The organism is Streptomyces sp. NPDC057302 (genome assembly GCF_042667685.1).
Taxonomy (GTDB): domain Bacteria; phylum Actinomycetota; class Actinomycetes; order Streptomycetales; family Streptomycetaceae; genus Streptomyces.
Map to the genome: position 1 here is coordinate 20,648 of NZ_JBHUZJ010000004.1, position 15,118 is coordinate 35,765.

The following is a 15,118-nucleotide window of genomic DNA, read 5'->3' on the forward strand; positions in this document are numbered from 1 at the left end:
TCATCCAGGACCCGGACTCATCCCATCTGATGTGGGGCCCGGGAGGTGTGCGAGCAGACCGCGACCGAACGGATGAGCGCACACTGCAGGCCGGGGCCATGTGGCTCTGGCGTTCAGCGCTTGCGCTGGGTCAGCGCGCGCTGCGCCGCCACGGCGGCGGTGTGGAGGGGGCCGCGGGCGCGCAGGGCGGCGCGGGCGGCGTTGGCCCCCGGTGCGCCGTGCACTCCGCCGCCGGGGTGGGCGGATGCCGAGGCGAGGTAGAGACCGGTCACCGGGGTTTCGGGGCGGCCGGTGCCCGGCAGCGGGCGGAAGAGGAGCTGCTGGTGCAGGGCGGCGGTGCCGCCGTTGATCGCCCCGTCGTGCAGGTTGGCGTCGGCGGCCTGGAGGGTGGGCGGTGCGAGGATGCGCCGGCCGCGGATCCGGTCCCGGAAGCCGGGCGCGTACCGCTCGGCCTGCTTCTCCATCCGGTCGGCCATGGCCTCTGTCTCGCGTTCGTTCCAGCGGCCGGTGAGGCCCTCATCGCCGGCGTCGCCCCGTACCTCGTGAGGTACGTGGGTGTAGGCCCAGGCGGACTCCGTGCCGGCGGGGGAGCGTGTCGGGTCTGCGGTGGTCATCTGGCCGAAGAGCAGGAAGGGTTGGTCGGGTACATGGCCGGTGGCCAGCTGGGCGGCGAACCGGGTGAGTGCGTCGACGCCGTCGGCGAGATGGACGGTTCCGGCGCCTGCTGCCTCGGGCGCGGTCCAGGGCATGGGCCGGTCCAGTGCCCAGTCCACCTTGAACGTCGCGAAGTCCCAGGCGAAACGCCGCAGGTCCTCGTGCACGCGGGACGGCAGATACCGTTCGGCGACCAGGTCGCGGTAGAGGTGGGGCGCCGAGACGTCGGCCAGCACGGCGTGCCGTGCGCGCACCGCGTCACCGTCCGCCGTGCGTACGCCCAAGGCCCGGCCGCCGCGCACCACCACTTCGGTGACCGGCTGCCCGCAGCGCAGGCTGCCGCCGCGATCCCGCAGTCGTGCGACCAGGGCATCGGTCAGCGCTCCGGCACCGCCCACGGGCACCGGGAAGCCGTGGCTCTGGCCGAGCATGGACATCAGCCAGCCGAAACCACCGCTGCCGGCGGCCTCCGGGGTCAGGTCGGCGTGCAGCGCGTTGCCCGCGAGCAGCAGTCGGCCGCCCTCGCCGGCGAACTTTTCCTCGCCCAGCCGCCGTACCGGAAGCAGGAGTTCGCGTACGAACCGCAGCCCGCCCGCGGCCCGTACCCGCGCTGCGAGTGTGGCTGCGGCGCGCACGGGCGGGAACGGTGTGAAGAGCGCGTCCAGTACGGGGCCGGCCACCTTGTCCCAGCCCCGGCACAGGTCCAGCCAAGCCTCCCCGTCACCCGGTGCGAAGCCGTTCAGGTTCGCGGCCGTGGTTCCGGGGTCGCGGTCGAGCACGGCACACCGGCCGTCCGGTAGCGGGTGCGCCAGGACGTGCGGGGCGTGGCTCCAGCGCAGGCCGTAGCGGTCCAGGCCGAGGGAGGCGATGATCGGGGAGGCGGCGGCCAGTGGGTAGAACGCGCTGAACATGTCGCTCACGTAGTCCGGGTCGACCGCATGGTCGCTGCGCACCGCGCCACCCGGCTCGTCCTGCTCCTCCAGAACGGTCACGCTCCATCCGGCGTCGGCCAGCAGGTTCGCGCAGACCAGACCGTTGGGCCCGCTGCCGATCACCACCGCGTCAGACATGGACGGCCTTCCCGCCCCTGTCCGGCGTCGACTCTTCGACGACGCGGGCCAGTTGTGACAGCAGACGACGGTGCCGCAGCTGCAGCAGGGCGTCGAGTGCGCTGTTGTGCAGGGCGCCGCCCACGCCGCGCAGCGGGTGCTCGTCCAGGATGACCAGCGTGTGCTCGCCCCAGGGCCGGATGTCGAAGGCGATCCGTGCGGTGCCGAGCGGCCCGCTGTACGCCTCCAGCTCCAGGGCGTGCGGAGGCTCGGTGCGGCGCACGACGGTGTACCCCTCGAACTCCTTGGGGCCGAGGCGCACGGTGTAGTTGAGGGTGGAACCTGTCGCCGGCCAGTCGCCTTCACCCGGATACGAGGAGTGCGTGCCGATCACCCATTCGTGAAAGCGTGACTCGTCTTCGAGCACCGCCCACAGGTCTCGCGGCGGGCGGCGAATGAGCTGGTGCCGTACTGCCATGGCTCCTCCATGTGGCTGGCGATGCATCTGAGTGTTTGCACGTGGCTGATCGTCGGGCGAGGGCCGAGTGACCGCCTGTGCCCGGTTTACACCCCTTCTCCGGTTCGGACCTGATGGGCGGCCGTCGGGTGTGGCGTCGCGCCGCGGCGGGTACTCCAGCCGCACCGCCGCGCCGGAGTCGAGCGGGGCAGGAACCGAGGAATGAGGAGAGCGGTACGGGTGGCTGCTGACCTGGACATGGTTGTCGTGATTACCGGGGCATCGAGCGGGGTGGGCCGCGCCTGTGCGCAGGCGTTCGCAGCGCGCGGGTGCGCTCTCGTGCTCGGTGCCCGTCGGGCGGATGTGCTTCAGGACGTCGCCGAAGAATGCCGTACGCGTCACGGTGCCCGCACACTCGTGGTGCCCACCGACATCACGGACACAAAAGCGGCCGACCACCTCGCACGGGAGGCCGTCGCCGCGTTCGGGCGGATCGACGTGTGGCTCAACGCCGCCGCGGTGGCGGCCTTCGGAGCGCTGGAGGAGGTCCCGCACGAGGTCTTCCGGCAGGTTCTGGACGTGAACGTCCTTGGCTGCGTGAACGGGGCCCGCGCCGCACTCTCGGTGATGAGCGGGCAGCGTCACGGCACGATCGTCAACGTGTCCTCCGTGGTCGGCGCCGCCGTCGTCCCGTACAACACTCCCTATGTCCTGTCCAAAGCGGCGGTACGGGCACTGGGTGGCACCCTGCGCCAGGAACTGAGGCTGGCCGGTCAGGACGGCATCCATGTCTGCACGGTGCTCCCGGCGACCATGGACACGCCCTTCTTCCGCGACGCGGCCAACTACTCGGGCCGCGCGGTGACCCCGATGGGCCCCGTCTACACCGCACAGCGCGCCGCGAAGACCGTGGTGCGGCTGGCCGTCAAGCCACGCAGGGAGGCGTACGTGGGGCCCGCCGGCCGGGCTCTTGAGGCCCTGTCGAAACTGACACCGGCGCTGGTGGAGGGCGTCCTGGCCTACGAGATGGACCGCTCCCACCTCTCCCGCACGCACACCGCGGAACCCGCCGACGGAAACGTCCTGCAACCCTCCGCCAGGCTGGCCGCGGTAGGAGGCGGCTGGCACGGCCGCAGGCGCACCGCGATGCGCAGGTTCGCAACGGCGGCGCTGGTGGTGGGACTGGGGGCGGCTGGACGCGCTCACGTACGAAGGGCAGGCACCAAGAGCGGCATGCGCAGGTGGGGACGCGCGGACACCTAAGGGGCATGGGCGGCAGAAAGCCCCTGGCCTGGGTCCGGCGAGCAGGAGATGGACGACACCGCCAAGGTCGCGCCACCCGTAAGCCTCCCTCCCTCCCGTACCCTCCGGCTGACGCGCAGCCTGCGGATCCGCTGACGAGGATCTGGGTGGCGGACTCTTTGAGTTTCCCGTTCGCCCAATGCAGTTGCCGCTCGCTGCGTGTCAGGGCGGCAGCGCCGTACGGCGTTCAGCACTCAGGGGCGCGTAGGCCCCGGGGCGGCCTGGCCGAGGAGTTCCCAGTTGACCGAGACTCCCGATGCTTTGGTCTAGATCTCCCGGAGGTCGCGCAGCAAGAGCAGCGCGGCCTCGGGCCGCAGGCCCGTCAGTTCGGCGGCCTTGTCTCGCGCGCGGTCCGTCATCTTGAGTTCGCCCCCGGGGCCGGGGTCGAGGCGCGCTCCGAAGTGCTCACCGAGCGTGGCCTCCGCCGGGTGGTTTTGTGAATGATCTGGTCCGTGAGTCACACGTGACCGTATGCCCAGCGGGGAAACCGACAGGTTCAGGCGGCCTGACGGCAGTGCGTATTCGCTGGGCACCAGACTCACTCTGCTTCCAGCCCCCTTCGGCACGGGGCAGTGGTGCCGGGGCCTCGGTTCGCCGGCGGAGGCCGGGCGATGACGCCGGGCGCCCGGCGTCATCGCGCCCGCGCCCGGCCCTCCCGCGCACGTAAGGGTGATCAGACCTTCGTCGTGAACCGATCCCAGACTCGGTGCGCGCCCATCAGGGCGGTCAGCTCGCCCAGGACGCGGGCACCGGTGCTGCCGCTGACGACTCCCGACGCGTCCGCCGCGATGCCGGCCGCGGCCAGGGTGGTCTCCGCGCCGGCCCAGCCGCCGATCGCCTTGCCGTGGCGGAAGGCTTCCGACAGCAGCAACAGGACCCGCGGGTCGGTGGCGGCGGTCTTCTTCCGGGCGGTGGGCTTGCGTCCCTTGCCGGCCTTTGCGTCCCTGGCCGCGAACGCGTCCGCGCCCGAGCCGAGCGGCCCCGCCAGGAGCAGTGCGTCGAACTCGACCGAGCGGGCCGTGGCGTAGGTGCGCTGCACGGCGAGCGGGCCACCGGAGGCGGCCAGCTTGCCGCCGGACGGGGCGATGATAAGGGGCACCATCCCGGCATCGAGGATGTCCCGACGCACTCCCCGTACCCCCGCGAGGTCACAGTCGGCGTCGGCGGCGACGCCGATGATCCGGCCGTCCAGCGGCCATGTGTGGCCGACCTGGGAGAGCGCCGGACTCGGGGCGGGGCGCCCCAGCTTCATCGTGGGGGTCGGCGCGGGCAGGCCGAGTCCGGTCGCGACCTGCTCGCTCAGCAGGGGATCGATGTTGGCGAGCACCTGCAGCGCCCGCTCCTTGATCGCCTGCTCGTAGCACTTGCCCAGTTCGAACGTGTAGGCGGCGACGATGTGTTCGCGCTCGATGTCGCTCATGCTCAGCCAGAACAGCCGGGGCTGGCTGAAGTGGTCGTCGAAGGAGGCGGGAGCCTGGCGGACCTTTCGGCCCTCCGGGACCGTTACCGGCCGCTCGACGTAGGCTCCCGTGTCTTCCCCGGCCATGAACGGGCAGCCGCCGTCGAGGGCGTTGGGCTTGTATGGGGCCGCCCCTCGGTGCACGGCCGTCTGGTGCATGCCGTCGCGCAGCATGTCGTTGACGGGGGCGTGCGGGCGGTTGATCGGCAGCTGGCCGAAGTTGGGGCCGCCGAGCCGAGTGATCTGGGTGTCGAGGTACGAGAACAGACGACCGGCGAGCAGTGGGTCGTCGGTGACGTCGATACCGGGCACCAGGTGGCCGACGTGGAAGGCGACCTGCTCCGTCTCGGCGAAATAGTTGCTGGGGTTGGCGTTGAGCGTGAGCAGCCCCACCGGCTGCACCGGGGCCAGCTCCTCGGGCACGATCTTCGTCGGGTCGAGCAGATCGATGCCCTCAAATGTCTGGTCGGCTGTGTCGGGGGAGACCTGGACCCCCAGCTCCCACTGCGGGTAGGCGCCGGCCTCGATTGCGTCGGCCAGGTCGCGGCGGTGGAAGTCCGGGTCCACGCCGTTGGTGATCTGCGCTTCCTCCCAGACCAGGGAGTGCACACCCAGCTTCGGCTTCCAGTGGAACTTCACCAGCGAGGTCGAATCGTCGGTGTTGACCAGGCGGAAGGTGTGGACGCCGAAGCCCTCCATCATGCGGTACGAGCGCGGGATGCCCCGGTCCGACATGTTCCACAAAGTGTGGTGAGTGGCTTCGGTGTGCAGGGTGACGAAGTCCCAGAACGTGTCGTGCGCGCTCTGTGCCTGCGGGATCTCCCGGTCGGGGTGCGGCTTGCCCGCGTGGATGACGTCGGGGAACTTGATCGCGTCCTGGATGAAGAAGACCGGGATGTTGTTGCCGACCAGGTCGAAGGTGCCTTCCGCGGTGTAGAACTTCGTCGCGAAACCGCGGGTGTCCCGCACCGTGTCGGAGGATCCACGGGAGCCGAGAACGGTGGAGAAGCGGACGAACACTGGAGTCTCGACACCCTTGCCCAGGAAAGCCGCCTTGGTGACCGCGGCGGCCGTCCCATAGCCCTCGAAGACGCCGTGCGCGGCGGCCCCGCGGGCGTGGACGACACGCTCAGGGATGCGCTCGTGGTCGAAGTGTGTGATCTTCTCGCGCAGGTGGTGGTCCTGGAGCAACACCGGGCCGCGCGGGCCCGCCTTGAGGGAGTGGTCCGTCTCGTACAGCCGGGCGCCCTGCGCGGTGGTCAGGTAGGTCTCGCCCTGCGCCATGTGCTCGGGGTCCGCAGCGGTGGCCTGACCGGTCGGACTGACCGTGGCCGGGCCACTCTGGTCGGGCTTGGGCGGCAGCGAGGGGCGTGGGGCAGTGGGCTCGGCGACCGGCGGCGTCTCGGCGCCGGGTTTTCCCGGGACGCCGTCGGCGGGGCCTGCGCCCGGGGTCAGGGCATCGACGGCCTTCTTGGCGGCAGCTTTCAGGGGAGTCCTTTTGCGCCCCTGCTTCGTCTTCGCCGCCGCTGCCGACTTCTTGGCCGTCGGCTTCGTCGCCGTCTGCTTGGCGGCTGTCGGCTTCTCCGCCGCCGGCGTGGTCTTCTTGGCCGTCTTCGTTCCCGTCTTCTTTCTCGCGGGTTTGCCCGCGGCCGCTGTAGACGAGGCGGTCTTCTTCGACAGCTTCTTGGCAGGCTTCTTGTCCGGCATGCGCTCTCCAACCGTGGGGGGTGCGTGAGGTGCCGCTGAGAGGGTGGCGATGTCTATGGACCGGCCTCGCCGATCGGCTCACGCAGGGCCGTGCGCCCGTCGCGCCAGGCGGCGAGAAGATGCTCACCCAACCGCCCCTCCAGGAAGCCGGTGGACCGGATGCCGAAGGCGATATCGGGGGCGAGCGCGGGCTCGTCCTCCAGGAGACCGCCGATCACGTCCCGTCGCACGACTTGCTCATGGACGGCGTCCGCTACCACGTGCTCTTCGTAGAATCGCAGGGCAGCCGGCCCGGCGCCTGCCTTGTGCAGCGCCTGGGCGAGTCGGCGGGAGCCGGGGGGTGAGGTGATCTCGACGGTCGCGAAGTGGCCGACGAGGGCTCCGCGCAGCCGGCGGTGCAAGCCGAAGAGAGACATCTGGTTCACGGTCGCCAGGGCCTGAGCCGGCGCTGCGTCGAGGTAGCGTCCGTAGTCGGTCTCCAGGCCGATGTCGGCCATCAAGTCGGCGAAGAGCTGGGCGTGGATGTCCTCCGCGCGCCCGGCGCCGAACTCGTCGAACTCGATGGCGACCATGGCGGCCTTGGCGCGCCCGCGCAATCGCGGCACGACCCACAGATGGGGGTCGGCTTCCTTGAGGTGGTAGATCGAACGCAGGGCTGCGTACTCGCGCAGCTTCCAGAGTTCGCCGCCGGCCTTGAGGTGATGGCTGACGCTGTGACCGTTGTCGCCGACCGGTTCGACCAGCAGCTCTTCGAGTGCCTCGTCCACGCTCGCGGCGGTCGGCGTATCGGCTCGCAGCGCGGACAGGAAGCGGTCCTCGGCCGCGGCCCGGACACGCAGCAGATCGGGGTCCCACTCGCAGAGCTCGCCGACGCCCCCGAAGCCGCGGTAGTGCAGCTCGTACAGGAGGTAGAGGCAGAGCTGGAGGTCATCGCCGTAAGGCTGGGCACGTGCGACGTCCTCGGGGCCGGGCAAATCGGCGCTCTGCCCGGCAAGGGCGTGCAGCACGGCCCGGGAGAGGTCCCCACGCGGGAGGGGGAGGGCCGGAGCCGTGGAGCAGGGCTGTTCGGTGACGGACACGACCAATCTGCCTTCCTGTGGGTGGCGATCTCGTCCGAAGCCGAGTTCCCGGTGCCGGGCCGGACAGGCGACCGGTGGCTGGTGTCGCACCAGGGGTAGGCGTGGCTGCGGCGGCAGGCGCACACGGCGACGCTGAAGGGATCGGAGGCCGCGGTGGTGCCGCCGGCAAGGGCGATCTTGACCGAGTCATCGGTCAGTAACGGTCTCCTGCGTTCGACCGTGGACCGGCGCGGGTGGTCAGCGCTTTTCGGCACGGATGATCACCAGTTCTTCCTTGTCCTCGCCGGGACTGAGCAGCCCTCGTTCGCGCAACCAGGTCTGTCGCTTCCGCATGACGGGACCGAGCGGGACATACGCGCGGTCGCTGACTCCCGCCCGCAGCCCGGCCTCCCTCAGCCGCCGCACGCTCGCCTCGGGTCCGCTGACCGTGGAGTGCACCAGCAGGAGTGTCCCGCCCGGGCGCAGGGCTGGGGCCGCGGCGTCACAGATGCGATCGAGGAGGGCGCGGCCGTCGGGTCCGGCGTCCCAGGCGCGGGCGGAGCCGTGGCTCGGCAGGGCCACAGGCGGGGCCGGGACATAGGGAGGGTTGCTGACTATCAGGTCGAAGGTGCGCCCTGGCACGGCACCGAGGAGGTCGCCGCGGTGGACGGCGACTTGTTGGCGGGTGAGCAGGGCGTTGAGACGGGCAGTGAGGACGGCACGGTGGGAGATGTCGACTGCGGTCGCCTGCGCCCCGAGCCGTGCGGCACGGGCGGCCAGCACACCGCTGCCTGAGCACAGGTCGAGAACGTCCAGACCGGCCACGTGTTCGCGGAGCATGGCTTCGGCCAGGAAGTGGCTGTCGGCCTGCGGGGCGTAGACACCAGGCAGTCTCAGAACTTTGCCGAAACCCGGTCGGCGGCGGCGCGGGGCATGGACGGTTGTCACAGAGCCTCCATGCTGGTCAGGGCGCTCACCAATCGAGCCCCACGAGGTGAGCCTCAATAATCCAGACTCCGCCTGTTACAGGTGGACCACCACTTGGGGACCGGCTTTTCACAAGCCGCCGCATAACGTGTGGCTCCCCCCGGGTGCCCCCTTCGGCCTGTCACACACCTTTCGACACATCTGCCGCATCGGGGGGGCTGTGCTGCTCGAGCCGAGAGAGCTGATGGTGCAGCCCCTGGCAGCACAAGGACCTCTCGAACTGCCTGGCCGGACAGCCCAGGTGCGCGTCGGGTGGCGCGGATGGCTGACGTGCGGGTACCACCCCACTGCGCCCGCCTCGCCTCCTCGAACCGGCCGGGTGGTTCACCACCGCAGCCCGAGCGAGCAGCCGGGCCCGGTCCTCAGGGCACCGACCTGGTCAACGTGGCGTGAAGCGCTGCCCGGCCCGGCTTCCGATCGGCGCAGGCGTTCACGTCGCGGCTTGGGGAGTGGGGCCGTACCAGTCCAGGCACAGGACCGTGGCATCGTCGCTGGGAATGCCGTTGTAGGCATCGGTGACCGCGGCGACCAAAGTGCGCACCACCTCGCGCGGGTGGTCGGCGGCGGTCTTGCGGATGAGGCTGGGCAGGTCGACTTCTTTCGCTTCGCGTTCTTGCATTCCGTCGGTGTAGAGCACGAGCCGGTCGCCGGGGCGCAGGTCGAGTTTCTGCACCTGGTAGGGGCCCTGTCCGACGACGCCGAAGGGCAGGTCAGCCAGCCATCCGGTCACGTGCCACGTCAGTCTCCTTAAGTTAGGTGCTCTCCTTCCCGCTGGAGGCAGGGCGACAACAACCGCAACTCCTGGCGGCCGATCGTGAGGCTGAGCCCCAGGGTCAAGGCCGGGAAGACGTCAGGGCCACCGCCTCAGCACACCAGCACTACGGTCACCGTTCGAGGGCCGGACGACCGCCATTCGCGCAGGCGTGTGCGGGCACGGAAACGGAAGGTGGCCCGGTGCCCAAAGGCGGCAAGTACGGTTGGCGCGGCTTGCACCAGATCACCTCCTCGGCCGACTCAGAGCACAGCCAACGCTTGTGCGCTTTGCTCTGCGAGACCGGTTACCGCATCAAACGGCGCTGGGTTTGCGAGTCCGGCTGGCCCATGCTCCGCCGCCACCTCGCCGACGACTACGAAACCCACCCCGCATCGCGATGATCGACCTCATAGGCGCGCGGACTCACCCTCAAGAACAGGGGGGGCGTTGCCGATGTGGCTGGTCGTGGCAGGCTGTGAGGCGGCGTCTGCCGATCGAGGTAAGGGAGTCCGATGAACTGGCGTGAGTTCGCCGTGCAGATGGCGGGGATGGCGCGTGGCCTGCTGGCTCAAGAATCCGTTGCCAGCACCCTGGACATGATCACATCGTCCGCCGTCCAGCTGGTCGAGGGGTGCGACGCGGCGGGCATCCTCGTGCTGCGCAAGGGGCAGATGAGCACCTTGTCACCCACGGATCAGTTCGTCGAGGACTGCGACCGGCTGCACGAGAACCTCAAGGAGGGCCCCTGCTTCGACGCTGCCCGCAGAGGGGAACCGGTCTTTCGCATCCATGACATGAGCGCCGCGTCCATACGATGGCGCACGTATGCTCCGAAAGCCCACGTGCTGGGGGTCGGCAGCATGATGGGCTTTTTGCTGTACACCGAAGATGAGAAGGACCTTGGTGCCCTCAACTTGTATTCCAGGGCGCCGGGCGCGTTCACGGAGGTCAGCGAGACCGCCGGGTGGATGCTGGCTGCGCATGCAGCCGTGGCATTGTCCGCCGCCCGCGACCACGCCACGATGCAACTGGCGATGGATACCCGCGAAACCATCGGGCAAGCGATGGGGATTCTGATGGCCCGGCACAACTTGGACGAGCAGGGCGCCTTCGATGTGCTGCGCCGCTACTCGCAGGATAGGAACGTCAAACTGCGCGAGGTCGCCCGCCAGTTGTGCGAGCGCGGCGCCCTCTAGATAGGGGTCCGGGAGCAGGGTTGTTTCCACCTCTACGGCGTCGGTCTAGCGCCTCACCCCAAGGGTCTACTCGTTCGAAGCGCCCTGTGCCGGGCGGCGGGGAGGAGTCGTGGACGGCGGTCCAGGGAGGGCCCCGGTGTCGACTAAGTGGCGGGCGACGGCGGTGAGCAGGAGGCGATGGTGGCGGGCATGGCGGCGCATGCTGGTGAAGGCGTCGTCGAGGGAAGTGTTGTGGTGGGCGGCGAAGAATCCTTTGGCCTGTTCGATGGTGATGCGGCTGTGCAGTGCGGTGTGGAGTTGTTCGTGGACGGTTTCGGTGCGTTGCAGGGTGCGGGCGTGGAGCAATCCGATGGTGGCCGCGTCGGCGAACGCCTGAGCCATCCTGAGGTCGTCGGCGGGCAACGGGCTGTCTGTGGCGCGCAGGAGCAGCAGGCTGCCGATGGTCTCCTCACGCAGTCGCAGGGGAACGGCGCTGGCGTAGGTGTAGCCGGCCTCGCGGGCTAGTGCGGTGAAGTCGCGCCAGGTAGCGGGTGCGAGGGCGAGGTTCCCGGGGGTGATGGTGCTGGCGGTGCGATAGGCGTCCAGGGCCGGGCCTTCGTGCAGGGCCAGGTCCAACACCTTGGTCAGAGCCGGGCTGGGGTCGCACGGGGCGGGGCTGTACAGCTTCGGCCCGGGGTAGGCCAGCAGGACCGCAACATCGCTGACGGCAAAAATGTCGCAGCAGCGGGCGGTCAACTGCTGCAGAAAGTCGATGATGTCGAAATCCGCGACGAGGGAGTCGGCGAGTTCGACGAAGGTTTCGGCGATCTTCTGTTCTCGGCTCATGCTGTGACTCCCTCGGTGCGCAGTCACCCTCCAAGGGCCCACGCCGGGCGGCTGGTTCACGACGGTGGTTCCCGCACCAGGACCTCGCGGGCGGTTTGAGTCAGCGGCTGGCCGGAAGCGAAGGCCCGGGCCCGCAACCGCACCAGCGCATCCTCCAGCGATACACCGAGCCGGGCGCTGAGCACGCCGGTGGCCTGGTGCACTTCAGCCCAGTGCAGGTCGACCGCGCCGGCCTTCCCCTGCTCGTTAGGGGATGTGACGGCGCCCGACCGCCAGGCCAGCAGCCAACTGGTCAGCATGTCAGCTACCCGCAGCCCCTCCGCCGCCTGCAGCGCCGTCAGCGGACCCGGCTTGGAACGGTAACCGGTCAGCGCACCGAGCCGTGCCGCCCCCGTCCGGATCGGCCAGACGAACACCGCCCGCACGCCCATAGCCTGGGCCTCGGCGGCGAATTGTGCCCACCGCTCATTCCTGCCCACGTCCGCCACCTGGTACGGAACCTCGCTGAAGTCCGCCTCCAACCCCGGGCCCTGTCCCAGGGTGAACTGCGCATCCTCCAGCCGCGCGCTGGTCTCGTCGCTGAACCACACCAGCTCCGCCCCCCACCGCAAGGAGACCGCGATCCCCTCCAACCCCAGCGCACGCGCACAGCTCACCGCCGACGCACGGCGCTCACCTGCATCGACGGCCTGCTCCAGGCCGTCGAGCGGTTTCTGCACAGACACCCCTGCTCCATCACTGAGCCGGGCGCGCCAAGGGCGCACGGCTCGGGAAGACGGCCACTTTCCGTGCGTGAAAGGTTACCGCTCGCGACCCGACGGGGGCATGCCTTCGGCGGGCAACCGTTGCGACACGCCTGTCCTTCGAGCGGGCCGCCTCAGCGACACGGTTCGGCGTACTTGGCGCGCCCAATTTCCGACGGCTTCCGCGTACCCGCCAGCTGGTGTTCCTCACCGGGAACCGCAATGGTCCCATCCGATGCGGGGCCTGGGAACTCTGCGGGCGGACAGCGACGGAGCGGATGAGGCAGGGAACCGCACATCTCCGGTTCCCTGAAGCACTCGCCTCGGCGCGGGCCGGTCACGGCGGCACTGACGACATCGGCGGCTGCGGCTCAGCAGGCGGAACAGCAGCACAGCCCCTCCCCAAGTGGCATGCGCTCGTCCGACCACGGCGCGCGTGGGCGTTTCACGCCCTGCTGTTGCTGCGGCTGTCGAAGCGTCGCGCCTTGATCGAGACCGGTTTGGAGAGACCCGTACGGTGAAGGCGGCAACGAACGAACGTCAGGCCGCCAGCCAGGCTCACTGTCGCTCGAGTGCGGCCATCCATTGCCAGCGCGGTAGCCTCCGCTCCGCGCGGGGACCGCGGCCGTGCGCGGGTGCTCATGGGGGGCGAGGCCCAGCTCAGTGTCCCCGCCGGGCCCGGCGTCTGCGACCGTCTTCACCGGCGGAGTCGGCGGAGTCTTGCGGGCGCCAGCCTCCAAGGCCGGTACGCCGCCCGTGGCCCTGATCGTCGCCCTTGCGGATAGCATGACAAGAACGGGTGAAGCCGGGCAAGCGAGCCGTTTGCATGGGCTTGGCACGGCGACGCGCGAGAGTGTGGTTTCGGGTAGCTGATCCGCTGCCGTGCCTCTTTGCTCATTGGATGTCGAGTGCGATGACCGAACACAGAACTGCCGCCTGTGCCGCAGACGCGACCACCAGCCGCGAGATCGTCGGCGCGCCCTGCTGGACGACCCTGCTGACGCACGACCTGGCGGCCGCAGAGTCCTTCTACAGTGCGGTCTTCGGCTGGACGTTCCGCCCGGCGATTCTCGGCGAGGATTTCCGCGTTGCCCTGCACGAGGGCAAGCCTGTGGCCGGCATCGGTGCTCTCGCCTCGACGCTCAAGGTTCCTGTCGCATGGACGCCCTACTTCGCGGTCGAAGACGCGGATGAGACGGCCGCCCGGATCCGTGAGCGCAGCGCCACCGTCGCCGTGGGACCCTTGCGCTTCCCGGTGGGCCGAGGCGCGCTTGCGGCGGACCGGGACGGCGCCGTGTTCGGTATCTGGGAGGGTCGGCTGATCTCCGACTGGCAGTCCTGGCGTGTCGACGCACCGGTCTGGCTGCGCCTGAGGTCACCCAATGCCTTCGAGGCGGCCATCTTCTACGGCCAAGTCCTGGATTGGGCCTGCGAACGTCCCGGCTGCTGTGACGTCGGCTATGAGCACGATGAAGTTGTTCTGAGCCAGGAGGGAAGAGTGCTCGCCCGCCTCGGATCGGGCGCGGTCGATGCGGCGCCCAACCCGGCGGACCTGCCTCGGTGGGATGTCTACTTCACGGTCGCCGACCCAGAGGCCACGGTGCATGCGGCGCTGCGGCACGGCGGCTCCATGGTGCGTCACGGGGACCGGTACCGCCCCGCAACTACTCTCTGTGACCCGCAGGGCAGCATCTTCACCGTGGCGGGGCGTTCGGAGCCTCGAATCGAAAATCTGCGGTGATTCGCGCCCTGCCGTGACAACGCTTACGGGCCGGGCGCCACGAGCGAAGCGCCGCAAGGAATCGGCCGTGTAGAACGCCCCGCGCTGATGCCGTTGACGGTCGTGTCGGCCACGTATGTCTACCGGGTCAACGATTCCAGCTACAGCGGGCACGCCAACCGCGACGAGACCGACCTCGAAGTACTTCTGCACTTCCTGTGCGAGACCAACAGCGCCTCACACCGGCGGTGGGCCCTTCGCGGAGATCGTGGCCGCACTCGACACCGCGGGCTGCCCGACGGCCGACGTTTTGCAGGCTGCGCGCGACCCGGATCTCGGTGACACCGTCCGCACGGCCGGTGATGCCACCTGAGAGGAGCGCGTCACCGTGCTCTCTGTACCGGACTGGGACGTCCTCCTGGCCGGGCGAATGACTGACGAGGGTGGCTGCCAGCGGGACGACGGGCTTTGGCGCCTGCGACCGACGACTACTGGCTCGATGTGATGCGGCGCGGCTGAACATGCCGTACGTCCGAGGCCGGGGAGGGCCGACTCATGGAGTACACGACCACCCGCCGCGACAGGAGCCGCCCCGAATCATCGTTGTCGGCGCCGGCCTCTGGGGCCCAAAGCTCGGCACCGTGTGCTCGAGGCAGGCCCTGCTCGCAGGCGTGGTGACCCAGGGCGGCGAGCAGAGTGCTCGGTGGCTCGGGCGCGATCACCCCGCGCTGGCGGTGATGACGGACTTGGACGCGGTGTTGGCCGACGACCGGCTGGACGCCGTGGTGGTCGCTATGCCGTCCACCAGTCTCGCGCCCGTAGCACGGCGGGCCTTGGAAGCCCGCCGCGACGTCCTCGTGGAAAGGCCCGTTGCCACCGACGCGGCCACGGTCCGCGACCTGGCCGATCTAGCCCGGGCGACGGGGCGCACCCTGTTGGCGGTATACACCTACCTCTTCGATCCGGCGTTCGACGCACTTCTGCGGATGACGGAGGGTGACCCGATGATCGACCAAGGCTCGGCCGCGAGTCGTGGCATAGGAAGCGAAGACGCCGATCTGGCAGTTCTCGGTGGCCGGCTGCGCAGGAGCACTGGCGCTGAACCCCGGGCCGAGGTGGTGCCCCTTTTATGAGCCCGGTGCTGTCGATGATGAGGGCCCGCCGTCCTCGCCGAGCTTGTCGGCGACATATCTCTGCAACTCGTCGC

At 69.7% G+C, this 15,118-nt stretch carries 12 protein-coding genes and 2 pseudogenes; 4 read left to right on the forward strand and 10 right to left on the reverse strand.

All coding sequences use genetic code 11. The features are described 5' to 3' along the window. Positions 1 to 113 precede the first annotated feature (113 nt). A complete protein-coding gene (locus ACFUPX_RS04520; protein ID WP_383315811.1) occupies positions 114 to 1,724 on the reverse strand; it encodes a phytoene desaturase family protein in 1,611 nt (536 codons plus the stop codon). Beyond that, positions 1,717 to 2,181 (reverse strand): SRPBCC family protein, encoded by a 465-nt coding sequence (locus ACFUPX_RS04525; protein ID WP_383315815.1) that lies wholly within the window; start codon positions 2,179 to 2,181, stop codon positions 1,717 to 1,719. The genes ACFUPX_RS04520 and ACFUPX_RS04525 overlap by 8 nt, the downstream gene beginning before the upstream one ends. Positions 2,182 to 2,418: 237 nt before the next feature. Here ACFUPX_RS04525 and ACFUPX_RS04530 point away from each other — a divergent pair, with 237 nt between their 5' ends. Continuing rightward, a complete protein-coding gene (locus ACFUPX_RS04530; RefSeq protein WP_383316412.1) occupies positions 2,419 to 3,423 on the forward strand; it encodes an SDR family NAD(P)-dependent oxidoreductase in 1,005 nt (334 codons plus the stop codon). A gap of 305 nt (positions 3,424 to 3,728) precedes the next feature. Here the strand turns inward: ACFUPX_RS04530 and ACFUPX_RS04535 are convergent, their stop codons facing one another. The 6 genes and pseudogenes from ACFUPX_RS04535 to ACFUPX_RS04560 all read right to left on the reverse strand — a co-directional run. Next, entirely contained in the window at positions 3,729 to 3,995 is a 267-nt protein-coding gene (locus ACFUPX_RS04535) for a hypothetical protein (protein WP_383315818.1), read from the reverse strand. Between the two features lie 140 nt (positions 3,996 to 4,135). Next, a complete protein-coding gene (locus ACFUPX_RS04540; protein ID WP_383315821.1) occupies positions 4,136 to 6,628 on the reverse strand; it encodes a catalase in 2,493 nt (830 codons plus the stop codon). Between the two features lie 53 nt (positions 6,629 to 6,681). Further along, a complete protein-coding gene (locus ACFUPX_RS04545; RefSeq protein WP_383315824.1) occupies positions 6,682 to 7,707 on the reverse strand; it encodes an iron-containing redox enzyme family protein in 1,026 nt (341 codons plus the stop codon). An 83-nt stretch (positions 7,708 to 7,790) separates the two neighbouring features. After that, positions 7,791 to 7,961, reverse strand: a pseudogene (locus ACFUPX_RS04550) (CDGSH iron-sulfur domain-containing protein); the annotation flags it as partial. Next, positions 7,945 to 8,634 (reverse strand): HemK2/MTQ2 family protein methyltransferase, encoded by a 690-nt coding sequence (locus ACFUPX_RS04555; RefSeq protein ID WP_383315828.1) that lies wholly within the window; start codon positions 8,632 to 8,634, stop codon positions 7,945 to 7,947. The pseudogene ACFUPX_RS04550 and the gene ACFUPX_RS04555, both read right to left, overlap by 17 nt. 469 nt (positions 8,635 to 9,103) lie before the next feature. Further along, a pseudogene (locus ACFUPX_RS04560) lies at positions 9,104 to 9,475 on the reverse strand (PP2C family protein-serine/threonine phosphatase); the annotation flags it as partial. A 464-nt stretch (positions 9,476 to 9,939) separates the two neighbouring features. Between ACFUPX_RS04560 and ACFUPX_RS04565 the strand changes: the two are divergent. Continuing rightward, positions 9,940 to 10,623, forward strand: coding sequence for a GAF and ANTAR domain-containing protein (locus tag ACFUPX_RS04565; RefSeq protein ID WP_383315831.1), 684 nt, complete (start codon positions 9,940 to 9,942; stop codon positions 10,621 to 10,623). 66 nt (positions 10,624 to 10,689) lie between these two features. Here the strand turns inward: ACFUPX_RS04565 and ACFUPX_RS04570 are convergent, their stop codons facing one another. Together ACFUPX_RS04570 and ACFUPX_RS04575 are read right to left on the reverse strand one after the other, a co-directional pair. Then, positions 10,690 to 11,448 carry an ANTAR domain-containing protein gene (locus ACFUPX_RS04570; protein WP_383315834.1) on the reverse strand — a complete coding sequence of 253 codons (759 nt, stop codon included), beginning with the start codon at positions 11,446 to 11,448 and terminating at the stop codon, positions 10,690 to 10,692. A 56-nt stretch (positions 11,449 to 11,504) separates the two neighbouring features. Continuing rightward, on the reverse strand, positions 11,505 to 12,173 hold the full coding sequence (locus ACFUPX_RS04575; protein ID WP_383315837.1) for an ANTAR domain-containing protein: 669 nt from the start codon (positions 12,171 to 12,173) through the stop codon (positions 11,505 to 11,507). Positions 12,174 to 13,104: 931 nt separating this feature from the next. On the opposite strand from ACFUPX_RS04575, the gene ACFUPX_RS04580 reads away from it, so the two are divergent. After that, complete coding sequence (locus tag ACFUPX_RS04580) at positions 13,105 to 13,932, forward strand: VOC family protein (protein ID WP_383315840.1); 828 nt, start codon at positions 13,105 to 13,107, stop codon at positions 13,930 to 13,932. Positions 13,933 to 14,432: 500 nt separating this feature from the next. Next, positions 14,433 to 15,044 carry a Gfo/Idh/MocA family protein gene (locus ACFUPX_RS04585; RefSeq protein WP_383316416.1) on the forward strand — a complete coding sequence of 204 codons (612 nt, stop codon included), beginning with the start codon at positions 14,433 to 14,435 and terminating at the stop codon, positions 15,042 to 15,044. The last annotated feature ends 74 nt before the right edge of the window (positions 15,045 to 15,118 follow it).